General features: G+C 51.4%; 22 protein-coding genes. 16 read left to right on the top strand and 6 right to left on the bottom strand.

All coding sequences use genetic code 11. The features are described 5' to 3' along the window. Positions 1–105: 105 nt before the first annotated feature. The 7 genes from icd to AC0YNS_RS15700 all read left to right on the top strand — a co-directional run bounded on the left by icd (position 106) and on the right by AC0YNS_RS15700 (position 8,199). Positions 106–1,398 (top strand): NADP-dependent isocitrate dehydrogenase, encoded by a 1,293-nt coding sequence (gene icd / locus AC0YNS_RS15730; protein ID WP_475781946.1) that lies wholly within the window; start codon positions 106–108, stop codon positions 1,396–1,398. Positions 1,399–1,538: 140 nt separating this feature from the next. Continuing rightward, entirely contained in the window at positions 1,539–2,480 is a 942-nt protein-coding gene (gene mdh / locus AC0YNS_RS15725; RefSeq protein ID WP_475781945.1) for a malate dehydrogenase, read from the top strand. 94 nt (positions 2,481–2,574) lie between these two features. Beyond that, positions 2,575–4,809 carry a DNA helicase RecQ gene (gene recQ, locus AC0YNS_RS15720; protein WP_475781944.1) on the top strand — a complete coding sequence of 745 codons (2,235 nt, stop codon included), beginning with the start codon at positions 2,575–2,577 and terminating at the stop codon, positions 4,807–4,809. Between the two features lie 75 nt (positions 4,810–4,884). Then, entirely contained in the window at positions 4,885–5,316 is a 432-nt protein-coding gene (locus AC0YNS_RS15715) for a hypothetical protein (RefSeq protein WP_475781943.1), read from the top strand. A 21-nt stretch (positions 5,317–5,337) separates the two neighbouring features. After that, positions 5,338–6,294, top strand: a complete 957-nt coding sequence (locus AC0YNS_RS15710; RefSeq protein WP_475781942.1) for a sugar kinase — start codon at positions 5,338–5,340, stop codon at positions 6,292–6,294. Further along, entirely contained in the window at positions 6,295–7,098 is an 804-nt protein-coding gene (locus tag AC0YNS_RS15705; protein ID WP_475781941.1) for a DeoR/GlpR family DNA-binding transcription regulator, read from the top strand. A gap of 165 nt (positions 7,099–7,263) precedes the next feature. Next, positions 7,264–8,199 (top strand): NHL repeat-containing protein, encoded by a 936-nt coding sequence (locus AC0YNS_RS15700; protein ID WP_475781940.1) that lies wholly within the window; start codon positions 7,264–7,266, stop codon positions 8,197–8,199. A gap of 90 nt (positions 8,200–8,289) precedes the next feature. Here the strand turns inward: AC0YNS_RS15700 and nagA are convergent, their stop codons facing one another. Continuing rightward, a complete protein-coding gene (gene nagA, locus AC0YNS_RS15695; protein ID WP_475781939.1) occupies positions 8,290–9,471 on the bottom strand; it encodes an N-acetylglucosamine-6-phosphate deacetylase in 1,182 nt (393 codons plus the stop codon). Between the two features lie 3 nt (positions 9,472–9,474). Next, the gene (gene nagB / locus AC0YNS_RS15690) at positions 9,475–10,197 is read right to left on the bottom strand and encodes a glucosamine-6-phosphate deaminase (RefSeq protein ID WP_475781938.1); all 723 of its coding nucleotides are present in this window, start codon (positions 10,195–10,197) and stop codon (positions 9,475–9,477) included. Between the two features lie 195 nt (positions 10,198–10,392). On the opposite strand from nagB, the gene fni reads away from it, so the two are divergent. Beyond that, a complete protein-coding gene (gene fni, locus AC0YNS_RS15685) occupies positions 10,393–11,454 on the top strand; it encodes a type 2 isopentenyl-diphosphate Delta-isomerase (protein WP_475781937.1) in 1,062 nt (353 codons plus the stop codon). Between the two features lie 4 nt (positions 11,455–11,458). On the opposite strand, the gene AC0YNS_RS15680 is transcribed toward fni, so the two are convergent. The 3 genes from AC0YNS_RS15680 to AC0YNS_RS15670 are packed head-to-tail and all read right to left on the bottom strand — an operon-like array spanning position 11,459 to position 14,990. Further along, complete coding sequence (locus AC0YNS_RS15680) at positions 11,459–12,559, bottom strand: Ger(x)C family spore germination protein (protein WP_475781936.1); 1,101 nt, start codon at positions 12,557–12,559, stop codon at positions 11,459–11,461. Beyond that, complete coding sequence (locus tag AC0YNS_RS15675; RefSeq protein WP_475781935.1) at positions 12,556–13,665, bottom strand: GerAB/ArcD/ProY family transporter; 1,110 nt, start codon at positions 13,663–13,665, stop codon at positions 12,556–12,558. The genes AC0YNS_RS15680 and AC0YNS_RS15675 overlap by 4 nt, the downstream gene beginning before the upstream one ends. Beyond that, positions 13,662–14,990 (bottom strand): spore germination protein, encoded by a 1,329-nt coding sequence (locus AC0YNS_RS15670; protein WP_475781934.1) that lies wholly within the window; start codon positions 14,988–14,990, stop codon positions 13,662–13,664. The genes AC0YNS_RS15675 and AC0YNS_RS15670 overlap by 4 nt, the downstream gene beginning before the upstream one ends. Positions 14,991–15,168: 178 nt before the next feature. Between AC0YNS_RS15670 and AC0YNS_RS15665 the strand changes: the two genes are divergently transcribed. From AC0YNS_RS15665 to AC0YNS_RS15650, 4 genes are all read left to right on the top strand, one after another. Next, on the top strand, positions 15,169–15,921 hold the full coding sequence (locus tag AC0YNS_RS15665) for a class I SAM-dependent methyltransferase (protein ID WP_475781933.1): 753 nt from the start codon (positions 15,169–15,171) through the stop codon (positions 15,919–15,921). Positions 15,922–15,938: 17 nt separating this feature from the next. Then, positions 15,939–16,928, top strand: coding sequence for an MBL fold metallo-hydrolase (locus AC0YNS_RS15660; protein ID WP_475781932.1), 990 nt, complete (start codon positions 15,939–15,941; stop codon positions 16,926–16,928). Between the two features lie 181 nt (positions 16,929–17,109). Next, entirely contained in the window at positions 17,110–18,450 is a 1,341-nt protein-coding gene (locus tag AC0YNS_RS15655) for a CapA family protein (RefSeq protein ID WP_475781931.1), read from the top strand. A gap of 5 nt (positions 18,451–18,455) precedes the next feature. Continuing rightward, positions 18,456–19,190, top strand: a complete 735-nt coding sequence (locus AC0YNS_RS15650; protein WP_475781930.1) for a glycerophosphodiester phosphodiesterase — start codon at positions 18,456–18,458, stop codon at positions 19,188–19,190. A gap of 389 nt (positions 19,191–19,579) precedes the next feature. On the opposite strand, the gene AC0YNS_RS15645 is transcribed toward AC0YNS_RS15650, so the two are convergent. Next, a complete protein-coding gene (locus tag AC0YNS_RS15645) occupies positions 19,580–20,737 on the bottom strand; it encodes an HD domain-containing phosphohydrolase (protein ID WP_475781929.1) in 1,158 nt (385 codons plus the stop codon). 124 nt (positions 20,738–20,861) lie between these two features. Here AC0YNS_RS15645 and AC0YNS_RS15640 point away from each other — a divergent pair, with 124 nt between their 5' ends. The 4 genes from AC0YNS_RS15640 (at position 20,862) to AC0YNS_RS15625 (ending at position 26,587) form a co-directional block, all read left to right on the top strand. Beyond that, positions 20,862–21,710, top strand: a complete 849-nt coding sequence (locus AC0YNS_RS15640) for a DUF92 domain-containing protein (protein ID WP_475782452.1) — start codon at positions 20,862–20,864, stop codon at positions 21,708–21,710. A gap of 221 nt (positions 21,711–21,931) precedes the next feature. Continuing rightward, a complete protein-coding gene (locus AC0YNS_RS15635; protein WP_475781928.1) occupies positions 21,932–22,654 on the top strand; it encodes an ABC transporter ATP-binding protein in 723 nt (240 codons plus the stop codon). Further along, positions 22,632–23,678 carry an efflux RND transporter periplasmic adaptor subunit gene (locus tag AC0YNS_RS15630; protein WP_475781927.1) on the top strand — a complete coding sequence of 349 codons (1,047 nt, stop codon included), beginning with the start codon at positions 22,632–22,634 and terminating at the stop codon, positions 23,676–23,678. The genes AC0YNS_RS15635 and AC0YNS_RS15630 overlap by 23 nt, the downstream gene beginning before the upstream one ends. Before the next feature lie 32 nt (positions 23,679–23,710). Next, the gene (locus tag AC0YNS_RS15625; protein ID WP_475781926.1) at positions 23,711–26,587 is read left to right on the top strand and encodes an ABC transporter permease; all 2,877 of its coding nucleotides are present in this window, start codon (positions 23,711–23,713) and stop codon (positions 26,585–26,587) included.

The raw sequence follows: 26,587 nt of genomic DNA, 5'->3' as shown, positions 1-26,587 counted from the left end.
CCCGTCAAGTTATGTTTATCGATAGTAATCCATTAATCACGCGTGTGCTTCGAGTCATAGTCATGCACTCAAGGAACAACGCATAATCTTAGGAGGAATTCATTCATGCAACTCGAAAAGTTCGCACTGCCAACCGAAGGCGACAAAATTACAATCGATAACGGTGTACTAAACGTTCCTAACAACCCAATCATCCCTTTCATCGAAGGCGACGGCACAGGCCGTGACATCTGGAAAGCGTCCAAGCGTGTTCTGGATGCAGCTGTTGACAAAGCATACGGCGGCGAGAAGAAAATCGCTTGGTACGAAGTATTTGCCGGCGAGAAAGCATTCAACGCTTATGGCGAATGGCTTCCGGCTGACACACTGACTGCAATCCGCGAATACATCGTAGCGATCAAAGGACCTCTGACTACGCCAATCGGCGGCGGTATCCGTTCCCTGAACGTAGCGCTTCGTCAAGAGCTTGACCTGTATGTATGCTTGCGTCCTGTTCGTTACTTCGACGGCGTACCTTCCCCGGTTAAACGTCCTGAGCTTGTAAACATGGTTATCTTCCGCGAAAACACAGAGGATATCTATGCAGGTATCGAGTACCAAGAAGGCTCCGCAGAAGTGAAGAAAGTGATTTCCTTCCTGCAAAACGAAATGGGCGTTAACAAAATCCGTTTCCCTGAAACATCCGGTATCGGTATTAAGCCGGTTTCCGCTGAAGGCTCCAAACGTCTTGCACGTGCTGCGATCGAATACGCGCTGAAACACGGCCGTAAATCGCTGACACTCGTTCATAAAGGCAACATCATGAAATTTACAGAAGGCGCGTTCAAGAACTGGGGCTACGAAGTGGCTGAGCAAGAGTTCGCAGAACAAACTTTCACATGGGGTCAATACGACCGCATCAAAGAAGCAGAAGGCACTGACGCAGCTAACAAAGCACAAAAAGATGCAGAAGCAGCTGGCAAGCTGATCGTGAAAGACGCTATCGCCGACATCGCATTGCAACAAGTACTTACACGTCCTACAGACTTCGACGTGATCGCAACGCTTAACCTGAACGGTGACTACCTGTCTGATGCACTGGCTGCACAAGTTGGCGGTATCGGTATCGCTCCGGGAGCTAACATCAACTACTTGACTGGACATGCAATCTTCGAAGCAACTCACGGTACAGCTCCGAAATACGCTGACCTTGATGTTGTTAACCCAGGTTCGGTTATCTTGTCCGGCGTAATGCTTCTTGAGCACCTTGGCTGGCAAGAAGCTGCTGATTCCATCTACAAAGGTCTGGAAACAGCAATCAACAACAAAACCGTTACTTATGACTTCGCACGTCTGATGGAAGGCGCAACTGAAGTTAAATGTTCCGCATTCGCTGACGAAATCATCAAAAACCTGTAGTTCACCCATACGAAGCACGTCCCCTTGGGGTCCTTCTCAACTTGAGGAGGACCCCAAGGACTTATCCTTTGGAATCCCAGCCGGCTGATGACGGATTTAGACAGGCGTAAATTACATTTGTTTAAGGGAGGCCGTTTGTAATGGCGATTAAACGTAATAAAATTACAGTTGTAGGTGCGGGTTTCACAGGTGCTACGACAGCATTGATGCTTGCGCAGAAAGAGCTTGGCGATGTTGTTTTGGTCGATATCCCGCAGCTTGAGAACCCGACTAAAGGCAAGGCGCTTGATATGTTGGAATCGACACCGGTTCTTGGTGTTGACTCCAGAATTACAGGTACTTCCGACTATGCAGATACAGCTGGTTCATCTGTAGTAATCATTACTGCCGGAATCGCTCGTAAACCGGGCATGAGCCGCGACGACTTGGTCAACACCAATGCCGGCATCGTGAAATCGGTTTGCGAAAACATTAAAACGACCAGCCCGGATGCTTACGTGATTATTCTTTCTAATCCCGTTGATGCGATGACTTACGCGGCATACAATACGCTTGGTTTTCCTAAGAACCGAGTGATTGGTCAATCCGGCGTACTCGATACAGCACGGTACTGCACGTTCATTGCACAAGAGCTGAACGTATCTACGGAAGACGTTCGCGGTTTCGTGCTTGGCGGTCATGGCGACGATATGGTTCCGCTTGTACGGTACTCCAACGTAGGCGGCATTCCTATCGAGAAACTGATTCCGGCTGATCGCATTGAAGCGATTGTGCAGCGTGCACGTGTTGGCGGCGGCGAAATCGTCAACCTGCTGGGTAACGGCTCCGCTTACTATGCTCCTGCTGCATCGCTCGTTCAGATGACAGAGGCGATTCTGAAGGACAAGAAACGCATCCTTCCGGTTATCGCGCTGCTAGAAGGGGAATACGGCTACAACAACCTATTCATGGGTGTACCGGTTATTCTGGGCGGTGACGGCATCGAGAAAGTATTCGAGCTTGAGCTTACGGAAGACGAGAAAGCGGCACTCGAGAAGTCCGCGAACTCCGTTCGCAACGTGATCGCGGTCGTTAACGGCTAATAGAGCAAGACACAGCTCATGAAGCACATGAGACCCTGACAGATTCTTCGTCAGGGTTTTGCTGTTTTTAATTTGAAGAAGGAGGTGGCTGCCCATGCATACTGAAGCACAGCAGATGCTGAAGCAAGTCTACGGCTACGACAGCTTCCGCAAAGGACAAAGCGATATCATTGAAGGCGTGCTCGCAAGTAAAGATACGCTCGCGATTCTGCCGACCGGCGGAGGAAAGTCGATCTGTTATCAGCTTCCGGCCATGCTGCTGCCAGGGACCACGATTGTGGTCTCGCCGCTTATTTCGTTAATGAAGGACCAAGTGGATGCGTTAAACCGCTTAGGAGTACCCGCAGCGTATTTAAACAGCTCTTTAGATGCTGCTGCCTACCGCGATGTAGTGAGGCAGACGGCAGAGGGAGTGTACAAGCTGCTTTTTGTAGCGCCCGAGCGATTGGACAGCAATATGTTCGACTCTCTATCCAGCCAAATGCATATTCCGCTGATTGCGATCGATGAGGCGCACTGTGTGTCGCAATGGGGACATGATTTCCGTCCGAGCTACCGCCAGCTTGCGGGCTGGATCGGGAGATTGGAGAATCGGCCGCCGGTTGCGGCGTTCACGGCAACGGCGACACCGGAAGTCGCAGATGACATTGCCGCGATGCTCGGACTGCGCCAGCCGAATATTTTCATAACCGGATTTGCCCGGACGAACTTAACGCTCTCCGTAGTTACGGGAACGGATAAACGTAAATTTCTGCGCGACTTCGTTTCACAGCGGCCTGATCAATCAGGTATCGTCTACACGGCAACACGCAAGGAAGCGGATGAAGTGAGCGAGGATTTGAGCCGGCTTGGGATTACGGTTGGCAAATACCACGGCGGCTTAGGCGACGAAGAACGTGCCGATGCACAGGAGAAGTTCAGATTCGACGACTATCGGGTGATGGTTGCGACGAATGCGTTTGGTATGGGGATCGACAAGCCGAACGTTCGTTATGTCGTTCACTATCAGATGCCTGGCGATGTCGAGTCGTATTATCAAGAAGCCGGACGTGCAGGACGTGATGGTGAAGAGAGTGATTGCGTCCTCATGTTCGAACCGCAGGACGTCCAGGTGCAGCGGTTTCTGATCGACAGAAGCACCGGCGATCCGGAGCGGAAGACGATTCAGCTTAATAAGCTCTATACGATGATGCATTACAGCAGGTCGGAGAAATGTCTGCTGCAGTATATCGTGAAATATTTTGGAGAGTCGGATGTGCCGGAATGCGGAAAATGCAGCAACTGCTTGGATCAAAGCGCGCTGATTGATACGACTGAGGATGCGCGCAAGGCGTTATCTTGCGTGGGAAGGCTCAAGGGCAGATTCGGAATTTCACTTGCAGCTAAGGTGCTGAAGGGCTCAAGAGAGAAACGTATTATTGAGTTTGGGTTAGACCGTCTGTCCACGTATGGACTCATGAGGAGCTGGGTTGAGAAGGAGATCACGGATCTGCTGTACTGGCTTGTGGCAGAAGGCTATTTGCGTATCAGCGAAGGCGAGTATCCGACGGTTTCACTCACAGCCGAAGCACTTCCTGTGCTGGAAGGGAAAGTGACGGTTCATCGCAGACAAAGTGCGGCAGCCAAAAGAAGGGCAACCGAGAGCACTTCGGTCACTTCGGCGAACACGCCGCTGTTTGAAGCACTTCGCGAATGGCGCCGGGTTACGGCGGCCAGAGAGCATGTCCCGCCGTTTATGTTGTTTTTCGACGCGGCACTTCGTGAAATTGCGGATCGACAGCCGGTTAATACAGAGCAGCTGCTCGGCGTGAAAGGAATCGGGGCCGCTAAGGCGAACAAATACGGCAGTGAAGTCATTGCAATCGTAAGATCGTTTAAAGGAGATGCAGCGGCTGAGACAGGCGGTACGCTTTTCTCACAGTCTTCTACTCCCCACACTGATTCAGTCACATCAGTGCCGCGTGCAGAGCGTGAGAAGCCTTCTGAAGCGCTCACAGCTGCTATTCAAGCAGAGCTAGAGGGGTTATCAAGCCACATGCAGTCATTGACGCTGCTAGGCATGGGTCATTCCATCGCTGACATCGCGTCGATTCGCGGTATGGGACGAGTGACGATCGAGAACCACTTGCTGCGATGTGCACAAGAAGGCGAGGAGCTGGACTGGGATGCTTTTATTCCCCAGCAGTATGAGGCTCAGATTGTGGAAACCATCAATCAGGTTGGGGTAGACAAGCTCAAGCCGATCAAAGAAGCGCTTCCGGATGATGTCGAATATTTTGCGATCAAAGCTGTTATGGTGAAGCATCGATTGTCACCTGCCGCTGAATAAACGGGTTTCTTTGAATTGCCGCGCCGATTTTAGTATACTTGTAAAGATCATAATACAATTTAGGAGGACGTACGGATGTTGAATTTCATGTTATTTTTGCACGTGCTCGGTGCTGCCGGAATGGGGTTTTACCTTGTTCTGCCACTGATGGTCGGACGCGCATCCAAGCTTGACGGCTCCGGACAAGCTGGCCTTGCAGAAGGTCTGGTTTCCGCTAACCGCATTGCCCAATATTTTCTCGTCCTGCAGTTGCTGACAGGCGGTTACTTGATGTCGCAAGGTGAGTATAAAGTAATTTGGATGATTATTGTTACTTTGCTGTTCCTGGCAATTGCAGCACTGGGGGGGATTGTGACGAAACCGCTGAAACGAATTGCAGCTGAGATTCAGAGCGGTCAAAGTGCAACGGCTCATATTGGCAAAGCCCGCGTACTGAGTCTAATCATTCTTGTTATCTATGTAGTAATTCTTTACTTCATGAAATATCCGATTATCAAAACGATGTAAGTCACATTGGAGGGATAACCGTTGACGAATGCAGTGCCTGATTTATTAACCTTCGGGGAAACGATGGCTTTGTTTATGCCGCAGGGAGATAAAATGATCGAGAATGCCCCTACGCTTGAAGTAAGCTTCGGAGGAGCGGAGAGCAATGTGGCTATTGGCGTTGCTCGTTTAGGCGAATCAGTCGGCTGGTTCGGCGCGCTCGGCGATGATCCGTTCGGCCGCGTGATCATGAAGCGCATTCGCGGTGAGGGAGTAGACGTGTCGCGCGCGAGCTCGGTCGAAGGAGCGCCGACAGGGATGATGTTCCGCGAAATGGTGGCAGGGAAATTAGCCGTCCACTATTTCCGTAAGCACTCCGCCGCCAGCCGGATGCAGCCGAATCAGCTTGATCTGGATTACATCCGCGGCTGCAAAATATTGCATATCTCCGGCATTACGCCGGCGCTCAGCCAAAGCTGCCGCGATACGATCTTCGCTGTTGTGGCTGCTGCAAAGGAAGCCGGCGTTCTTATTTCCTTCGATCCGAATTTGCGTCTGAAGCTGTGGACGATCGAGGAAGCGCGTGAAGCGGTAATGCCGCTTGCGGAGCAAGCGGATTATTTCCTACCGGGCTGGGATGAGCTGCGGTTGCTCTATAACAACGATGATTTTGAAGGTGTGAAGGCGGAGCTGTCGAAGCTATCGGCAATTAGCATCATCAAGGGTGTCGGTGATACGACAGTCGTTCTGGAGAATGGCCAAGCGGTAGAAGTACCGTTCTATCCGGTTGATCGCGTAATCGATACAGTAGGGGCCGGCGATGCGTTCTGCTCCGGTTTCCTGGCGGGCTTGCTCAAAGGCATGAGTGTAGTTGAGGCTGTACGCCTTGGCAGCATCAGCGGCGCATTGGTGGTCCAAATGCGCGGTGACTGGGAAGCGCTTCCTGACTGGGCGTCTGTCGAGCGCAGATTGTCGGACAAAGGCTGGGTGGAACGCTAAATGGCTGATGTGCAATCGTCGAAAGGACAGCGGCGGCGGGAGCAGATTATGAATGTGCTGAAGCGGCAAGGACGAGTTACGATCCAAGAGGTCGTAGAACGATTTGGCATTTCTGAAGCCACGGCGCGCCGCGATTTGGAGCTGATGGAGAAATCAGAGCCGGTCATTCGGACGATTGGCGGTGCGATGTATGACGGCATGAATGCGGTGAGAGAGCTTCCCTTCGCAGAGAAGGAAGGCTTATCATTTCTCGAGAAGGAACGGATTGCGGCAGCAGCGGCGGGGTTGATCTTCGAAGGCGATGTTGTCGGTCTGTCCGGCGGCACGACCAACTATTACTTGGCCAAGCTGCTCAAAACGCGAAGAGGCATTACCGTTGTGACGAATACGGTCAACGTTGCGATGGAGCTGGCCGGCAGCGATATCAATGTCGTTGTAACAGGCGGGATGATGCGGCATAACAGCTTTGAATGTTGCGGGCCGCTTGGCGAAGGCATGATCAGTCAGCTGCACATCGGCAAAATGTTCCTCGGCGTTGACGGTGTTTCCTCTACCGGAGGCATTACGACCTATTCCGAGCAAGAGGCGCAGATCGCCAAAGCGATGATACGCAGATCCCAATCCACCTATGCGATGTTCGATCATACGAAGATTGGTCGCACTTCATTGTTCTCCATTGCGCCGCTCACCGAGCTGCAAGCCTTTATAACGGACAGGCCGCTTCCACAGCAGCTGGCATCAATCGCCCATGCACATGGCATTCAAACGGTCATAGCAAGTGAGGAGCAGGAAGCTTCGTTGTAAAAGCTGGGCCTATTATCACAGATACATATATCGCAAGGAGGAAGCAATATCGAAATGGAGAGATTCCATGTAGATATTGCTTTTTTTGTGAAAATATTACTTCCGCGATTCCGCGATTTTGGTATACTTGGGATTGTACGAAAACTTGAAAGGAGAAATGTGAACGTGTCTGAAAAATTGATTATTGGTAACGAATCTCACTCCTATGAAGTTGCAGAAGGCTGGGGTAAGCTTCCGGAAGGAATCACTTACGGCTATACTCACGGTATTGTCGTCGATGCAAATGATAACGTTTACGTACATAACACGAGCAAAGACTCCGTCGTTGTTTTTGACAAAGAGGGAAACTTCCTAACGTCGTGGGGCGCAGAATTTGAGGGAGGCGCTCACGGCTTCTACCTGCACCGTGACGACGCAGACGGCATCGAGTATTTGTACTTCGCAGATACAAACCGTGCGCTGGTAGTCAAAACAACCCTCTCCGGAGACGTATTGCTAGAAATCGGCGGACCGGAACGTCCGGATCTATATGATGCCGAGCGCCGCTATGTGCCGACGGATGTGTGCGTGGCGCCAAACGGCGACATTTACGTTTCTGACGGCTACGGTCAATTCTATATTCATCACTATGATGCCAAAGGCAATTACATCCGCTCATGGGGCGGCCGTGGTTCCGAGCCCGGCAAAGTCAAAGAACCGCATGGCATCTCCATTAACCTGCGCGGCGAAGAGCCGGAAATTTACGTCGCAGACCGCAGAAACAGCCGTATTCAAGTGTTCACGCTAGAGGGCGAGCATAAGCGTTTCGTCGATCATAATCTGGATCTGCCATGCAGCTTCTATTTCTTCGGAGACGAGGTTTATATGCCGGATCTGGACAGCCGCATAACCGTGCTGGATAAGAATGATCGCCTGATTACGCATCTCGGAGAAGACCAGCAGGCATACAAGCAGCAGGGCTGGCCGAATTTGCCGAAAGATTATTACCGTCCTGATAAATTCAGTTCCCCGCATGGCGTGTGTGTAGACTCGCAAGGTAACGTCTATGTTGCGGAATGGATCTTCGACGGCCGCATTACGAAGCTCATCAGACAGAAATAAACACGCACTCCTACTAAATCAAAAGGGTTATGCAGCAAGCCGCCGCAATCGCGGCGGCCAACGCTGCATAACCCTTTATTTGTTTTCACCTTAGCTGCTGTGCACGAGGCGGCCATTCACCCATGTATGGCTTACTTCGGTAAACGATGCATCCGCCAGTACGAGATCAGCCTGTTTCCCGACCGTAATGGAGCCCGTAACTTCAGCAAGACCCAATTGACGGGCCGGATTACCGCTTGCCATCCGGCTTACCTGAACGGGACTCAGCTCCGTATGGGTAAGCATGTAGCGGAAGGCATCGATCATAGTCAGCGTGCTTCCGGCCAAGCTGCCGCCTTCGCGGAGACGAGCTACACCTTGCTTAACATCTACGATGAGTCCGCCGAGATCATAGTCGCCATCGCCGAGACCGGCAGCCGACATCGCGTCCGTGATCAGCACGACTTTATCTAACGGCTTAGAGCCTACGAGAAGTCGGATTGCCGCTGGGTGGACATGATGTCCATCGGCGATTATTTCACCATAGATGCGCTCATCGGTCAAGACAGCGCCAACGGTTCCCGGCTCGCGATGGTGGAGGCCGCGCATCGCATTGAACGTATGCACGGCTTGCGTTAAACCAGCGTCAGCTGCAGCCGTAACCTGCGCGTAAGTAGCGTCCGTGTGCCCGCAAGCTGCAACGATACCGTGCTCTGCGAGATAGGAGACCAGCTCGCAAGCCCGTTCCTTCTCCGGCGCCAAGGTGAGCTGTTTAATAAGTCCCGGATACTGCTCGTTCCACGACTTCACCCAGTCGACACGCGGCGGTGAAATAAAAGCCGGGTTCTGAGCACCGGGCCACAGCTCGCTGATAAACGGTCCTTCCAGATGAACGCCGCCAAGCTTGGCGAATGCCATTTCACCGCTAACATAGTCATTGGAGGCTGCCAGCACGGCTTCGATCGCTTGCTTGGATGCCGTAACGGTAGTTGCCAGCATGCAAGTTGTACCTTTGGAAGCATGGTAGCTAGTAATGGTATCATAAGCATCTCGGCTGGCATCCATGAAGTCTGCGCCGAAGCCGCCATGTACATGCATGTCGATAAAACCGGGAACAAGCCAGCTTCCTTTTCCGTCGATGGTGCGGTGCTGCTCGTTCTCAGATGGAAGGAATTGACCCTCAATAATAGCTGTAATAATCCCGTTCTCTACGATTATGCCGCCTTCAATAACCGTGTCTTGCACGATTGCTTTCACATTCGTAATGAACCAATTGTTATCCTCCGCTTTCATCCTCTACAATAACCTCCCTGCCTCTCGATCGACCAACACGATCACTTTCTTATGCGTTTGCAGCAGCGATGCCGGAACTTCTGTTGTAATCGGGCCGTGCAGCGCTTGCTTGACGATATTCGCCTTGTCGGCACCTTTCACGACAAGGACGATCGAGTCTGCTTTCAGAATGGAGCCAACGCCCATCGTAATGGCTTTCGTCGGCACTTCATCCGGCGTATCGAAAAATCTTGCATTTGCTGCTCGAGTTGCTTCCTCAAGCTCCACGACATGCGTACCGCCATGCAGCTCTTGATCCGGCTCATTGAAGCCGATGTGGCCGTTATGGCCCAGGCCAAGAAGCTGTACGTCGATGGGCTGCTCGGACAGCATGCGATCATAAGACAGGCATTCCGCTTTCAAATCACTGACCATGCCGCTAGGCAAATGTGCTTGCTCCTTCGGCAAATCGATGTGGTCAAACAAGTGGTGTTTCATAAATTGGGCATAGCTTTGCTCATGGTTTGGCGAAAGTCCTACATATTCGTCCAGGTTGAACGTAGTTGCGTACTTGAAGGAAACTTCGCCGTTATTGTACATCTCTATCATTTTTCCATAAATTCCGATGGGTGTCGAGCCGGTTGCCAGCCCAAGCGTTGCGTGTGGATTATGTTTAATCGTATCTGCGAAAATTTGAGCAGCATAACGGTCAAGTTCACTAATGTTGTCGAAGCGTTTCAATTCCATAATGAGGTGCCCCCTAAGGTTCGTTATGATTTTATTATAAAGGAAATTGTCAAAACCGACAATGAAAATGATTAAAAAAATCATTATTAAGAAATTAATAATCATAAACACAGGGGTTCCCAGCAAACTTGCTCTTGAGGTCACGCATATGCCATGATGATTGCAGCAAAGCAGATGACAGGGGGATCTACGACTATGATGGACAGGCAAGCTGAGGAGCATGTCCAAACGACGAAGAGGAAGGGCGAGCATATCCGGATTGTCCTGGAGGAACAAGTACAGAGCGTCGGCACGGAGCCCGGCTTCGAACAATATCGGTTTCGCCATCAAGCGCTTCCGGAGTTCGACTTCGAGGAAATCGACATCGCTTCAACGTTTCTGGGCAAGCCGATTGCAGCACCGCTGCTCATTAGTTCGATGACCGGGGGAACAGCGGAGACTGGTGCTATTAATGAAAGGCTTGCTGATGCAGCGCAGGCAAGAGGCTGGGTGATGGCGCTTGGCTCTATGCGTGCTGCCATCGAGAAGGAATCTCTCGCCTCGACATTCCATGTGCGCAAGCAAGCGCCAAACATACCGATCATAGCCAACCTTGGCGCTGTTCAGCTCAACTACGGGTATGGAGTCGACGAATGCAGGCTCGCCGTCGAGCTTGCCGAAGCAGATGCGCTCGTCTTGCACCTGAACAGCTTGCAAGAGGTATTCCAGCCGGAAGGGAACACGAATTTCCGCGGACTGCTGCAGCGCATTGCCGAGGTATGCCGCCAGCTGCAAGTACCGGTTGGCGTAAAGGAAGTTGGCTGGGGTATCGATGCCGAGACCGCATTAAGGCTGCACGATATAGGAGTCGCCTTCATAGATGTCGCCGGAGCGGGCGGAACCTCCTGGAGCCAGGTGGAGAAATACCGCTCTCGCGATCCGCTGCGCGCCGAGGCCGCAGCTGCCTTTGCAGGCTGGGGGACGCCGACGGCAGCATGCGTGCGCGACGTCCGTGCTGCGCTGCCGTGCACTGCCCTAATTGCAAGCGGCGGCTTGAACACAGGCGTGGATGCCGCGAAAGCGATCGCGCTAGGCGCTGATTTGGCAGGTTATGGCCGTTCACTCCTAGCCGGTGCGGCAAATCCGCAAACGATCGGCAGTGAGTCGCTGCAACGCCAAATGGAGCGCATTGAGTTCGAGCTGCGTACGGCAATGTTCGGCATTGGCGCCGCTAGCTTGCCAGAGCTGCGTCATACGAATCGCTTACTACAATTGTGAGTGATTAGCGAGTTAAACCAGAGCCCTCGATGGCAACATCCGCTTGAACCTCGAATTTCAAATGGGGATAAATAGACTCCCATTCTTTCCAAGTCCGAGGAGTTCCCGCATGAGTCGCACGATAACGAAGTCCAAAACCAAACGGATCTACGCCTGCTTTCTGTACTTTCACAAGCAGGCTCTTGGCTTCGGCGGCGACCTGCGTATTGAAGGCTTTCTCAAGCTCCTTCCAATTCTGATCGTAAATGCCGCCCGGTGCTTCCTCGAATATTCCGCCAAATTTCAGCTTCATCTTCAGTACGAAACCGTCTTGCTCTTTGACTATTTTGTAGTGGGAATCGATTTGGTCTACGGAGATGACAAGCGTGTCTCCTTTGATCTTTGCCGTAATCGTCGATTTCTTGTAGTGATTGCGGATTTGATTGTACATTTCGGTTTCGCGGGGGTTAAGCGTCAAGACAAGCTTCTTCTTATCAAGCAGCCCCAGCTTCGCAACGACGTAACCATTCTTCTCCTGCCGCATGATCGGCATGATGGGATCCATACCGCGTTCATCCACGCGTCGCATGAAATCAAACATATAGACACTGACGATGTAAGAGGACTGGGTCCCGTCTTTACCGAACAGCAGGAAGATCGTATTGCCCGGGAAACGCTCAGCAGGCGGGTTAATGTCCAGAATCGTCTTCGCGTCAGGCTTGCCGATGGCCAGATAAGCAATGTTCGACACATCGCGGCGGCGGGAAATCCACCGAAGGGAATCGGTATAATCCGATTTCACCAGCCCTTCCCCCAGCAGGTAGAGCTTGCAATGGCCAAAATCCAGTTCCTTATCTACATGAGATTTCAATAAGCGGAGAGCTTCGGCTATGGTGGAGGCGTGAATCGTTTCCACCTGTGTTTGAGCTGCTCCGGGCTCTATTTTCGGTGATGGTATGGCCAGCCGAAGTGTGATTTTGTAGCCGGTCTTGCCTTCATCTGGGGCGTCGATTCCCATGGCCAGGACGAAGAAACGTTTATCGATATCTTTGAAACCACAGCCCCCGAGCAGCACAGCGAGGGAGACGATCAGAGTTAGTTTTGTAGCGATCCGTTTAATGATCATGATGTCAACTTCTTTCGGCGTGCAATCAAACTCAGAATGAAGAAGAACAATACCGTCGCCGTTTCGGCAAATAAACGAATCAGCAGCCAGCCTCTGGTAATGATCAAGCTTTGCTTTTCATTAAAGATGTAGAACGAGATCATCGTTAAGACAGCAAAAATCGAAACGATCACATAATTCGAGGCAGCTGTGCGAACGGGGTCGATCTCCGGCTTTGCTTTGGGCAAACAGCTCTTTATCATCTGCATGGCGATATGCCAGCCCGTTGTCGTATAAAGGAGCGTAAGGTTTAGATACAATAACAGAAACAAGAAGATAACGCGCTCAATGAACCCGTATCCAAGCACCATGGAATCTGAAGTTACCGACCAAACGTATAAATACGAGCCAACGGCTTCAGTTCCATGAAAGCCGATGGGGACGAAGAAAGAGAGCAATAGAATCAGCGTACAGAGGATCGGCATTGCCCAGCGGAAGCGTAATCTGAAATTCGGCGGGTTAAGTCGATTGAAAATGGCATAGTTGGAATACCCCGTAAATACAAAGGTCGCAGCGGCAAAAGGTTCTATTTTGGGCGGGACACGCCAATATTGGGCGACGGTTCGAATGGCATCCCAGTCCAGATAAGGATTGGTTGACGCTTTAAACAGAATAAAGAAAACAATCGGGAGATTGATGAGCAAGGTCATTTCCATAATCAGAGCGATGGTTAAAGTAGAGCGTGTTGCTGTATATATGCAGGCCCCGACAAGAATGAACAGTACGAGCATGGAGCTTGTATCCGGGTTGAAAAAACGATTAATGAGCACCGCATAGGCGGTAATGGCGATTCCAGCCGCTGCATACCACATGACAGATAACAGTATCAATATCGGGATATTGATATACTTGGGGAAATAGAGCGCCAATATTTCCGGAAGGCCCTTGCCCGGGAAGGTTTTCATGACATGGGTATAGATCAGTGCCAAGAAGCTGCCGAAGAAAGCAGCGCAAATCATAGAGGAAACAGACCCTGTATAACGGTCATTAAGGAGCATATACGGAACAAACATCATGAGATTCAGATTGCTGACGAGAATGATATTGTAAAAATAGTAACGAATCATTCTTGATTCACCTGCCCAATGTCGCCGCTTTGCGATGCTGATTTGTTATTAATGCGGAAGTACGGTTTTCCAAAGCTCCGCATGTCAGCCAAATACACCAAATAACAGAACAAGCCAATGGTTACCCCGGAGATACCAAAGAAAATCGCAGGGATAATAAGAGGATATTTCAGAAAACGGATCGACCCCGACATATTATTGACGGGAATGACAAAATTGGAAATAGCCACAACAGAGGTCACGATAATCATGATGCTGCTGACGAGTCCGGCCTGTTGCGCGGCTTGTCCCAGAATGAGACCGCCAACTGTAGTCGCAGTCGAACCGATATACTTGGGCAGCCTGACGCTGGCTTCAATGAGCGCTTCGATCATAAACAACATAATGAACACTTCGATAAAAGAAGGATAAGGCACGGCAGATCGGCTGCCTGCAATGGAGAAGGTTAATTGGACGCGAAAGAGCTCCGGATTATAGGAGACGATAGCCACATAGAGCGCTGGCAAGGCGACAGTAAGAATGACCGCCAAATACCGGAGAATCAACAGTAAGCGTGTCATCCAGAATGAGTCGTAGTGATCATCCACGGCATTCATAAAGTCGAAGAACGTTGCAGGCAAAATAAGCGCAAACATGGACCCTTGAATGAGCAGGATGATTTTGCCGTTCTGAATGCCTGTACATACTCGGTCCGGGCGTTCTGTCAGCATCATGGACGGAAACAGCCGATAGCGATCGCCGAGAGCCCGTGCTAATTCACCGGTCGCCGAAATCATCGGGATAGAAACCCGATCCAGCTTCTCCCTAACTCCGGTAAGAACGGTCGGATCAACACGTCGTTTATCAAAGATCAGCAGAACTCTTGTCTTCGACATCGTGCCGACGGTACGCTCCTCCACGGAGAGCTCCGGGTTTGGATAACGGTTGCGAATGATATTAACCGAATCTATCAAGTCTTCGCTTAACGCGATTTGCGGACCTGCGATGACGGTTTCGACCATCGTTTGCGGATTCTCGTTCCGGATAATACGTGCGGCATCAAGCTGATAGATGTTTCCGTTTAATTGCATCAGCACAAAGCCGTGGAGAATCGTATCCGCCCATTTGGCAGGGTCGTCCAGACGCTTAAAGACAGGATTGGTCATGACCAATTCTTCAAAAGGATGTTCTTGCTTCGTAAATGGGACAAGGATGAAATCGCTGACTTTGCTTTCGTCGCAAAGCGTAGCAATATAAGCGATTTCGATCTTAAGCGTATCATTCTGCAAGCGATTCATCGTCAAGTCCCGCGACTCTGCAAACAAGGTGTTGACTCGATTCAGCATGATGGCTTTCTCCTTTCCGGAACGAATGGCGTTATCGCCAGATTTTCAATAACTTTGGCATAGTATGGATGTTTATGATGAAAATTATGCCGCTGCATGTGTGTTTTGCCAGAATAGCGAAGGGTGAAGTACAATAAGAGTCAATAAAATAGAGATGGCACTGAGAGGGGAAGCGGGTATGACGAAATGGTATGAGCGCAGTTTCGGCTCCGATTATATGATTGTGTATCGGCACCGCAATTGGGAGCAGGCGGCGCGTGAGGTTGAAACCATGGCGGGATGGCTGGAGCTTGCGCCCGGAGCCTCTGTACTCGATATCGGATGCGGAATGGGCCGGCACGCGCTAGCCTTGGCTCAGCTCGGCTACAACGTTACCGGCATCGACTTGTCGGAATCATTGCTGCAGAAAGCGCGCGAGCATAATCAGGAAGGACATATTCATGCACTCATTCAAGGGGATATGAGAGAGCTTCCTTTCGCCGACGGCAGCTTCGATGCGACCGTCAATTTGTTCACTTCCTTCGGCTATTTCGAGCTTGAATCAGACAATCACCGCGTCATCCGAGAGATTCGCAGAGTGCTCAAGCCGCAGGGGGCATTCCTAATTGATTTCATGAACCCGTCTTACGTAGCTGCTAATCTGGTGCCGCATTCGGAGCGTACGGATTCAGAGACAGGGCTGCATATTAGAGAGCAAAGAGGCACCGAAGAAGGCTGGGTGGTGAAGCAAATCCATATTACTGCTCAAGAGGGACATGAGGCATATCGCTGTTACGAGGAGCGGGTTCGGTTGTTTCCATTGTCTTGGTTTGAACAAGCACTCCGGGAAGCGGGGCTTGAGCTGGAGCACCGCTTTGGTGACTATGAAGGGCGACCCTATGAGGAGAAACATTCGCCGCGGATGATTCTGAAAGGCAGGGCTTTATCGTGAGTGAGGGGGCAAAATCGATGGTGACACAGTGGCATGGCGGAATCCTGCAGGTGAAAGTCCCGCTGCCGTTCTCGCTGAGATGGGTGAACAGTTATTTGATCCCAGACTCCGCTGGATACACGCTGATCGATCCGGGACTACATACGGATGAGGCTGTGCAGGCTTGGTCCGCGGCGCTGCTTGAGCAATCGATCGCAATCGCTTCGATTCACACCATTATTCTGACGCATCAGCATCCTGACCACTACGGAATGGCGGGATGGTTTCAAGAGAGGTCCGGAGCTCCCGTCTATATTTCCGAGCAATCTTATGCCTATACACAGCGCTTGTGGGGAGCTGACCTTGGGGCGGAATTTGCTGCTTCGCTGACGGAGCTGTATGCCGAGCAAGGAATGCCGCAGTCGGTCGTCGAGGAAATCGCCCCACATCTGGTTAGCTTCGTGGAGAAAGTATCGCCGCAGCCGACCGTCACGTTTCTGGTAGCAGGCGAGACGATGGCGATTGGCGATTCCAAGTGGCATATGATCGACAGCCCGGGGCATGCAAAGGGGCAGTTATGTTTCTACGAGCCGCTTAAGAAATGGATGTTATGCGGCGATCAAGTGCTGCCGGATATTACGCCGAACATCAGCGTAGTGCCGGGTGAAAACCATGATCAGCTCCGGCAGTTTCTGGATAGCTTGGAGGAGCTGAAGGGCTACGAGGTTGAGCTTGCTTTTCCGGGGCATCGGGATCCCTTCGCGAATTTCAACGAACGGATTGTTCAGCTTGCGGCTCACCATGAACGGAGATTGCTTCAAATACGCGAGCTGATTCAAGCGGAACCGATGACGGGTTATACGTTATGCATGCGGCTCTTCGGCGAACGGATTGCCGGCAATACGCATAATTTGAGGTTTGCGATGTCAGAGACGCTTGCCCATTTATTCCATCTGGAGCGCCAAGGACTTGTTGCCGGAGCAAGGCAAAATGACTACATGGTTTATTCGGTGAACTCGGATTCTTAAAAATATAAGAAGGTATAAGTTTCACCTGATACCATGCTTATATTTAACCGGAGTTGAAACGCGCTTCTCCGCCGATAGGACGGCGACGGCCGTATCACCTTGATGAAAAAGCTTCCAAAAGCGCCCGGAATATGGTGTATAATGAATGGGTCATCGTTTGAAGAAAAGGAGCTCACCTACTATGCCTGTTTCCCGCTCTGAATCTCGTCAACATCAGAAACAACAACGTGCACGCAGAATGAAACGTTTGTTTGCGATCAACCTAGTCCTGCTGTTAATCATCGGTGCACTTGCGGTCGTTTATGTCGTGCAGCGACAGGATGGCAACGAGAAGCTGAATACAGCGGCTAATGAACATAATGCACCTGCCGGAAGCGATAATGCCGGGCAAGCCGCGGATGCCGCGGATGCCGGGAACGATAATGCTGCCAGCTCCAATACATCTTCAGATACGCCTGAGACAGATGATCCATCATCGGAATCAGGTCATACAATCTTTGAGCCAATCGCAGATGATCCTGCATCTGCATCCGATAATGATGCTGCGGCTGGCGGCACAATTACGCCGGATGCCGGAGAGCAAGTGAATTTATCTTTTACAGGTGATGTTTTGCTGGCGGCTTCCGTAGAGAAGCTGATGCTTAAGAACGGTTATGAGTACCCGTACGCGAAAGTATTGAATGAGCTGAAGACGCCGGACCTGATGGCAGTCAATTTGGAGACGCCTGTTACCCTGCGCGGTACGCCGGCAGAGAATAAACAATATGTCTATAAATCATCGCCGGATGCACTACCTGCCTTGAAGGCAGCCGGCATCGATGTTGTCAATTTAGCCAATAATCATACGCTGGACCAAGGCGAAGAGGGGCTGCTGGATACGATCGGCCATCTCGATGAAGCGGGCATTCCCAATATGGGTGCCGGACGCGATGAGCTGGAAGCGTTCAAGCCCGTTCTGCTGGAGGCTAAAGGGATCAGCGTTGCGTACCTCGGATTGACAAGAGTTATCCCTGTCGGTTCCTGGAAGGCTACGAAGGATCATGCAGGCTTAGCGGAAACCTATGATTCTACTCGTGCGGTTGCCGCGATCAAGCAGGCGAAGAAGCAAGCCGATATTGTCGTAGTCATGGTGCACTGGGGAATTGAACGCGAGGATTTACCGAATAACGATCAGAAACGGTTAGCTCATGAATATATTGATGCAGGGGCAGATTTGGTAATCGGCAGTCATCCTCATGTTCTTCAAGGATTTGAGTCGTATAAAGGAAAGTGGATTGCCTACAGTCTAGGGAATTTCATATTCAGCGGCATGACGCCGGACAAAACGAAGGACACCGGCGTCCTTGATGCAGCTTGTAATGTGAAAGGCGATTGCTCGCTGAAATTTAAACCGATGCGTGCGGTGCAGTCGCAGCCGGCCCCTCTGGCAGGTGAAGAGGGAGTCGCGCTATTGAAGCGCATGTCGAGTATTTCCTTCCATGCAACCGTGGATGAAGCAGGGAACATTCAACCTAAGGAGTGAAGCTGATGTTGAATCCGTGTGTTGCCCACCGCGGAGCTTCAGGACTTGCGCCGGAGAATACGATGGCCGCTTTTCGGGAGGCGCTTAGTTTTCCGTTCGTGCAGTGGATCGAGCTTGATGTACAGCTGTCGAAGGACGGCATACCCGTTGTCATCCACGATGACTCGCTTCGGCGAACGGCAAGAGTAGCAGGTCGCGTACATGAATTCACGGCGGAGCAGCTTGGCAGGATGGACGCAGGCAGCTGGTTCGATAAGTCTTTCGCAGGCGAAGGCATTCCGTCGCTTCAGCAAGTGGTTGACGCAACAATCGGCCGCTGCCGGCTTAATGTGGAGCTCAAAACCTACGGCAACCGCTACCCCGGCATGGAGAAGAAAGTCGTCGAGCTGCTGTACAAGAACGGTCTGCAGCATGATGCCGTCATCACCTCCTTTGACCGTGAGGCGCTGCGGACCGTGCGTGAGCTGACCAAGGAGGTCCGGACCGGACTTATCCTGGATGCGTCACCTTGGACGCTGACAACGGATTTGGAGCGCTTAGGCGCTAATTTCTTATCTGTCGGCTATACGCGTGTAACGGATCAGCTGCTTGCTTCTATGCGCGCTGCACGAGTGGACGTAATGGCATGGACCGTGAATGACGCGCCTATGATGAAGCGGCTCGCCGCGCTTGACAGCGCGCTTATGATTTGTACGAATTATCCGGATCGCTTCGCACAGGCGAAGAATGAGCGTTTATAGAGCTAATTTCAAAGCGGTGGTGCAGAGCTATGTCTCTGCACCACCGCTTGCTTGTAGAGCTATGTGCTATGTCGCTTCCAACGCTAACGGTTGTGACAGTGGCTATTTAGCTTAAATTTACCCTTTTTATTTGCTAACGGTTGCCAGCGAGCCTATTTGAACGTTTTCCTCTATGAATCGCCCCATTTGCTGCAAATAACGTCTGTCATAACCGTTAGCGTTTCAAAAAGACTAATTTTCATGAAATAGACACGCTGGCAACCGTTAGAAATTTATTCTTTCCGGATTATCTCCAAGGGGCAAAAAAAAGCTGCCGCGACTTTCTCGGGCAGCCTTGCGGTGGTGCAGAGCTATGTCTCTGCACCGCCGTTTAATTTATACCAATATGCCTATACATCACGGAATCGATCTCGAATATCCAGAATCGCAGGGAGCTGCTCCATCAAGACATCAACCAGTTTCGGGTCGAAATGATGGCCGCGCTCCTCTTGGAATAATTGCAGAATTCGTTCAAGCTCCCAAGCCTTCTTGTACACGCGTTCGCTGCCGAGCGCGTCGAATACGTCCGCAATGGCTGTAATCCGACCGTAGAGATGGATGTCCTCTCCGCTTATACCTCGCGGGTATCCTTTGCCGTTCCACTTCTCGTGATGCTGATAGGCGACGATTGCTGCGGTTTTGAGCAGCTCGCGGTTGGAGGATTTGAGCAAGTTATAGCCGATATCTGTATGCAGCTTCATCTGGTCGAACTCTTCCTCGGTTAGCTTACCTGGCTTGAGCAGGACCGAGTCGGGAATGGCCACCTTGCCGATATCATGCATGGGCGAAACCATCTTGAGCAATTCAGCTTCTTCTACAGATAGTCCGTACCCGATTGCGAGTAAGTAGGAATATTCCGCTACCCGTTTGACGTGGTTGCCGGTTTCTTTGGAGCGGCTTTCGCCGATCTCCCCCATTACGGTAATGATTTCGCGCTGCGTAGCGACGATTTCCTCATGGAGAATAACTGATTCAAGCGATTTGCCGGCATAGGAGGCTGCCAGCTTCAAATGCTCGAGGTCGCGCTGCGTAAAGGCAGCTTGCGGCGTCAGCTTGTTAATGGCTTGATATGCACCGATTATGGTTCCGTCATTACCGACGAATGGCACGGTGATAACCGATTTCGTTCGATAGCCGGTACGGCGATCATTCTCGTCATTATGACGATGATCGCTGTAAGCGTCGTCGATTAATAAATAATTGCCGGTCTCGATCGAATGGCCGACAAAGCCGGTACCGAGCGGAATTCGGATTTCATTAACGCCATGGGCAATGGTTGTAAACAGTTCTTTACGGGCATGGTCGATGAGCCACACGGTACATCGATCTGCCATAATCATCTCGCGGCCCATATTGGCCATAAGCAGGAGTACGCTCTTTAAGTTTCGCTCTCCACCGATTTTGGCGGTATAATCAAATATAATACGAAGCAGCTCTTCCGGCGTCCGTTCATTTGCGGCGTCAGACAGTGGGGGAATTTCATCATGACGTTGATGACGATCATACATATGCAATCGAACGCTCCTTAAATGACAAAAAAGTATATTCTTCGACAGTATCAATTCAACAAAACTTTATTGAATCCTGCTTAAGCTTATGTAAAAAATGGGAGTATGGAGCGTGAAAGAAACGATGACCGATATTTGGAGTTCCGATATAGCGCGGCTGGCAGCGGGGATAGTAGGAAGCACCGTTATCGCGCTGGCAGCCTATCGGCTCCGCTCCTTATCGGGGAGCGGGGCTGTTTCGGCTGCCGTTATGGGGACGGGCTATGTGGCATTAGGCGGACCGCTGTGGTTCGGTGCGCTGTTGGCGTTCTTCTTATCCTCTTCGCTGTGGTCCAAATGGAAGCGAAGACATTCCGCTAAGCAGGCCGCCGAGGCGAAATATGCCAAGAGCGGCCGCCGTGATGCCGCTCAGGTGTGGGCCAATGGCGGTCTGGGGCTGCTGCTGTGCGCGGGGCATGCCATCTGGCCTGCGGCAGCATGGGTGTACGCATTCGTCGGCGTCATGGCCGCCGTGAACGCGGATACGTGGGCCACGGAGATCGGCGCGCTCAGCCGCCGCGCTCCGCGTGCCCTGCTTAGCGGGCGGCGCGTTGCGCCCGGCACGAGCGGCGGGGTCACGCCGCTTGGCAGCTTCGCCGCGCTGGCCGGCGCCGCTTTCATCGGCGCAGCCGCGGCGCTGCTGCACGCCGCGCCGCCGGCGCCCGCGGGCGTCACGCCGGGCGCGCTGCTCGCAGCCGCGGCTTGCGCCGGCACGGCCGGCGCTTTCGCCGATTCGCTGCTCGGCGCGACCGTGCAAGTGATGTACCGCTGCCGGATATGCGGCAGCGAAACAGAGCGCGCCGAGCACTGCGGCAGCAGCGACGCCGTGCAGCGGATCCGCGGCTTCGCCCGGATGACCAACGACGCGGTGAATTTCGCGTCCTCGGCGCTGGCCGGCTTGCTGGCGCTAACCATAGGCTGCGCCTTTTTCTAGAAACTCACTGCTGCGCGCTCACTGAATTAAGACTATCCCAATGGATGTCCAACGAGTTATAATCAACCTAATGTTCACGTTTTTGGATGCAATTGTGTATAATTCGAGTGGTTTCTCGGGTTGACAGCCTAGGTATCGCCTAGTATCCTAACTCTAATAGAAAATTTTTACAGATTGAAATGTAAACGAATTCATAGATTCGGGAAGGAGAATGGCCGCACGTGAAGATTCATACGGCGGAATCGCCGATTGCCAGCAATCTTCCGCTGCTCCAAGCGGATAATGTGAAACGCGTATTCGGCCGCGGTGACAATTCTGTAACCGCTGTCAAGAATATTAACCTGAGGATTAAGAAAGGCTCGATGATCGCGCTTAAAGGTCGTTCCGGCTCCGGCAAGACGACGCTGCTGAATTTACTGGCAGCGCTGGATCAGCCGACGGAAGGCGACGTTTATTTTAACGGCCAAATTATTTCCAGATTGCCCGAGAAGCAGCGCAGCACATGGCGCAGAACGAACCTTGGCCTTGTTTTCCAAGCCTTCGGCCTTATTCCTCTAATGTCCGCGTACGAGAATGTGGAGTTTGGGCTGCGCATCGCAGGCAGCGATTCGAAGCTGCATAAGGAACGCGCCGAACAAGCGCTGGAGTGGGTTGGCATGAAATCCCGCATGAAGCATCGCCCGCCCGAGCTCTCGGGGGGAGAACAGCAGCGTGTAGCGATTGCCAGAGCAATTGCGCATAGACCGGTCCTGCTGCTGGCGGATGAGCCTACAGCCGAGCTGGACAGCCGGATGGGGCTGCAGGTCATTAAAGTATTCCGTGACCTTGTGGAGAACCTGGGAATGACCGTTGTCATGACGACACACGATCCCGGGATTATGGAAATCGTCGATCATGTTATTGCATTGGAGGATGGAGAGATTGTCTCAGAACCTAACGCGTAAACATCGCCGCAGATTGTTCGTCAAGGAGGCCGCCGCCGTAATGGTCGTGGCTTCGCTGCTATCCGGCTGCTCGCTTCTGCCGCAGAAGCAAGTTGTCCTGCAGCCGCCGCTTGTGCAGCCAGCTGCGGAGAAGGTAGATGCCATCGAAGTGAAGAAGGCGACAATTGAGCGGAGCTTCTCCGGTGCGGCTGTAGTCGCATCGAGCAAGAATGTGCCCCTCTTCTATAAGGAAAGCGGAAGATTGAAGGAGCTTCACGTGAAGCTTGGCGATGAAGTGAAGGCCGGACAACTGGTGGCCGAGCTGGATATGGGGGATTTGGACCTTCGCGTGAAGCTGCAGAAGCTAAGTTTGGAACGTGCTCAGATCGAGTATTTCCGTGTGAAGCAGAGCGGTGTTACCGGTAATGATCTGCGCATGAAGGAGATCGATTTGGAGCGGGAACAGCTGATGCTTGATTCGATGAATGATCAGTTTGAGTCCGCGAAATTAACGACACCAATCAGCGGGATCGTCGCTTATTTGGATACGAAGTCGCCTGGTGATGGATTGAACGGATATACGCCGCTTGTGTCTGTTGCAGACCCGACGCAGCTTTACTTGATTTACACGGCTGAGGATCCGAAGCAAATTGCCGGCGTGCAACGCGACATGGCCGTCCAGATTAAAGCGGGCGATAAGATATTAGAAGGTAAAGTGCTGCAATCCCCTTCGGATGCGCCGATTACGTTAAACAAGGAAATCGACGATCGCAATACGAGGCTGCTCTATATTGCCATCAACAAACCGGACAAGACATTCGAGCTCGGCAAAACAGTCGACATTCATATCGTGCTTGAGAAGCGTGATGATGTCGTAGTCATACCGCGGAGCGGCCTGCGCACTTATTTGGGACGCACCTACGTACAAGCGCTGGATGGCGATCGCCGCAAAGAAATCGACGTTCAGCCGGGGATTATGACATCAACTGAAGTCGAAATCGTCAAGGGATTAGATCCGGGCATGAAAGTGATCCTGAATAACTAATTTCAGCTCATGAGAAGAGAAGAGGTGAACCGATGGCAATCTGGACGATGATTTTTCGTAAAATGGCGAAGAATCGTTGGCTGCAGCTTAATTTATGGTTTGGGCTTACGATCTGCGTAGCACTGTTCAGCTCCATGCCGCTATACTCGCATGCGATTTTGCAGCGCACGTTATTTAAAGAGCTTCAACAGCTTCAGAAGGATCAGAACGTCTACCCGGGCTCCTTAAGAGCCTCTACTTCGGTTTCCGGAACGAGAAATTTTGACGAAATCAGAAGTTTGATCGGCAAAGCGGATCGGTATATGTACAATGCGCCGCAGCGCCTTGGCTTGGAGTCGCAATCGTATATCATGTCGAGGGCAACACAGTCTTTCAAAATACTGCCTGTCGATGCCTCCGAACGTGAGAAGAAAGAAATGAGCGTGACGGGAAGCCTTCGTACCGTCTCGGATATTGAGAAGCGGGTGCATCTCATTGACGGACGGATGCCTGATGCGAATCGCAGCGACGGTGTTTACGAAGCGCTGGTTACGCAGAAGTTCATCATTGATCTTAAGCGTGATCTTGATCATGAGTTCGTTTATACGAATAAGGATACAGGTCAGCAGCTGCACATTATTCCGGTAGGAATCGTGGAGTCGAAACAGGACAATGCGTATGATCAGTTCAATGTGGAATCGTATAATACGTCCTTCTATATTCCGTTCAAGCAGTTCAACCGTGATTTCATTGAGAACCAAGGATTGTTGAAAATTTCTGTGCTTTCCTGGCAGTATTCGCTTAATTATGAACAGATGAATATCGACCGTATCGATACGTATCTGGGTCAATATACAGCCATGAACAATTATTTCAACATGCGCCTTGGCATTTCGTCAGTGGACATGCCGGCTAAGAATTCGATTGCTACCTATACGGTAAAGAAAGACAAGCTCGACATCATGCTCTGGTCCTTATATTCACCGGTCATGTTCATGCTTGCGTTCTACTTGTACATGGCAGCTAATCTGATCATTGATAGACAGAAGACGGAGATATCCGTATTGCGCAGCCGCGGTGCAAGCCGTCTGCAAATTATGCTCGTCTTTCTGGTCGAAAGCCTCTTGCTTGGTATACTGGCGCTTGCGGTTGGCCCATTCATAGGCGTCTATTTCACCAAAATTTTAGGGGCTTCAAGCGGATTCTTGGAGTTCGTGCAGCGCTCCTCGCTGGATGTTGTACTGAACAGCACCTCTTATAAAATTGCCGGTGCTGCCGTTATAGGCTCCATTCTTCTCATTCTGGTTCCGGCATTCTTGGCAACGCGCATTTCAATTGTCGGACACAAACAGCAGATGGCTCGCTCCAACAAAATGTCTTTCTGGCACAAAACAGGCATAGACATTGTTTTGCTGGGGATTGCGATCTACATGCTGTACGGCTTTAACAAACGGATGGCCGATTTGAAGGCACTCGCACTGGACCCGAACGCGATCCAAGTCGAGCCGTTGCTGTTCTTTATGCCTGCAATCTTCAGCTTGGGAACAGGTCTATTCATTCTTCGGATCTATCCGTGGCTGATTAAGTTGGTTTTCTGGATCGGTCGAAGATGGTGGACACCTGCACTATATTCCACCCTGCTGCAGATCAGCCGATCATCATCGCAGTATTTAACGATCAAAGTGTTCCTAATCATGACCGTGGCAATGGGGCTCTTCAGCGCCAATGCGGCACGTACGATCAATGGGAATATGGAAGATAAAATTCAATACACGACAGGCTCGGATATTCAATTGTCCGTTCACTGGGATAACGACAAGCCGCCTCCGGCGCCGGCAGGTATGCCCGCTATGGTTAATGCGGATGATGCATCAGCGGTTCAAGCTCCGAAGGTTGTCACGTATACAGAGCCTTCGTTCATTACGATGACAGAGCTTGCCGGCGTGGATACAGCAGCGCGCGTGTTCCGGAAGGACGATGCCAATTTCTCAGCTAATGGGCAGAATGGCGGGACATCCCTTTACGGAATCGATACGTATGAATTCGGTAAAGTAGCATGGATGCGCGGGGGACTGCTGGAGTATCCGATCAACAGCTACTTGAACCTGATTGCCAGTAACCCAAAGGCGGTGCTCATCTCCAGATCCATCGCCGACAAATTCAAGGTGAAGCCGGGCGACCCGGTCTCGGCTAAGTGGGCAGGGCTCGACAGTGCGAATTTCATCGTGTACGGGATTATCGATTATTGGCCGGGATGGAATCCGCTGCCCCAGTCAGGTAATCAGGACGATCCGAATGTGCGACTGCCGAATTTAATTGTCGGTCATCTATCGTATATTCAGAATCATCTCGCACTTGAACCCTATGAGGTATGGATTAAGCTGAAGGAAGGCGCTACGAGCTCGATTATTTACGCAGACTTAGAGAAGAAAGAAATACCGGTTGAGAAGCTGGTGGATGCTAATCAACTGCTGATCCGCTCGAAGAACGATCCGTTCCGACTGGCGATAAACGGCGTGATGACGCTTGGCTTCGTCATTTCGATGATGATCAGCTTCTTCGGTTTTCTATTGTTCTGGGTGCTTACGTTATCGGGCAGGACGCTGCAATTCGGTATTTTACGAGCGATGGGGATTTCGTTTATGCAGATTATCGGCATGCTGCTAAGTGAACAGCTGTTAACTTCAGCAGCCGCAATCCTGTTTGGAGTACTGATCGGAAATGCGGTGAGCAGTCAGTTCGTTCCGCTGTTCCAGCTGTCCTTCAACGCTTCGGATCAAGTGCCGCCATTCGAAATTGTCCGTCAGCTAAGCGATTATGTTCAGTTATACAGCGTCGTAGGCATTATGCTGACAATTGGACTAGCCGTGCTCGGCATTCGGGTTTCGCGTATGAAAATTACGCAAGCGCTGAAGCTTGGGGAGGAATAA

Source organism: Paenibacillus sp. J22FR21 (assembly GCF_056269135.1).
This window is presented reverse-complemented; position numbering and strand designations above follow the sequence as displayed.

Bases quoted from the DNA above. Each gene is read 5' to 3' on its own strand.
- AC0YNS_RS15680 (WP_475781936.1), bottom strand. From the start codon at position 12,559: ATGATCATTAAACGGATCGCTACAAAACTAACTCTGATCGTCTCCCTC.
- nagA (WP_475781939.1), bottom strand. From the start codon at position 9,471: ATGAAAGCGGAGGATAACAATTGGTTCATTACGAATGTGAAAGCAATC.
- AC0YNS_RS15650 (WP_475781930.1), top strand. From the start codon at position 18,456: ATGTTGAATCCGTGTGTTGCCCACCGCGGAGCTTCAGGACTTGCGCCG.
- nagB (WP_475781938.1), bottom strand. From the start codon at position 10,197: ATGGAATTGAAACGCTTCGACAACATTAGTGAACTTGACCGTTATGCT.
- AC0YNS_RS15705 (WP_475781941.1), top strand. From the start codon at position 6,295: ATGGCTGATGTGCAATCGTCGAAAGGACAGCGGCGGCGGGAGCAGATT.
- AC0YNS_RS15665 (WP_475781933.1), top strand. From the start codon at position 15,169: ATGACGAAATGGTATGAGCGCAGTTTCGGCTCCGATTATATGATTGTG.
- recQ (WP_475781944.1), top strand. From the start codon at position 2,575: ATGCATACTGAAGCACAGCAGATGCTGAAGCAAGTCTACGGCTACGAC.
- mdh (WP_475781945.1), top strand. From the start codon at position 1,539: ATGGCGATTAAACGTAATAAAATTACAGTTGTAGGTGCGGGTTTCACA.
- AC0YNS_RS15675 (WP_475781935.1), bottom strand. From the start codon at position 13,665: ATGATTCGTTACTATTTTTACAATATCATTCTCGTCAGCAATCTGAAT.
- AC0YNS_RS15660 (WP_475781932.1), top strand. From the start codon at position 15,939: ATGGTGACACAGTGGCATGGCGGAATCCTGCAGGTGAAAGTCCCGCTG.
- AC0YNS_RS15625 (WP_475781926.1), top strand. From the start codon at position 23,711: ATGGCAATCTGGACGATGATTTTTCGTAAAATGGCGAAGAATCGTTGG.
- AC0YNS_RS15640 (WP_475782452.1), top strand. From the start codon at position 20,862: ATGACCGATATTTGGAGTTCCGATATAGCGCGGCTGGCAGCGGGGATA.
- AC0YNS_RS15670 (WP_475781934.1), bottom strand. From the start codon at position 14,990: ATGCTGAATCGAGTCAACACCTTGTTTGCAGAGTCGCGGGACTTGACG.
- AC0YNS_RS15655 (WP_475781931.1), top strand. From the start codon at position 17,110: ATGCCTGTTTCCCGCTCTGAATCTCGTCAACATCAGAAACAACAACGT.
- AC0YNS_RS15715 (WP_475781943.1), top strand. From the start codon at position 4,885: ATGTTGAATTTCATGTTATTTTTGCACGTGCTCGGTGCTGCCGGAATG.
- AC0YNS_RS15645 (WP_475781929.1), bottom strand. From the start codon at position 20,737: ATGTATGATCGTCATCAACGTCATGATGAAATTCCCCCACTGTCTGAC.
- icd (WP_475781946.1), top strand. From the start codon at position 106: ATGCAACTCGAAAAGTTCGCACTGCCAACCGAAGGCGACAAAATTACA.
- fni (WP_475781937.1), top strand. From the start codon at position 10,393: ATGATGGACAGGCAAGCTGAGGAGCATGTCCAAACGACGAAGAGGAAG.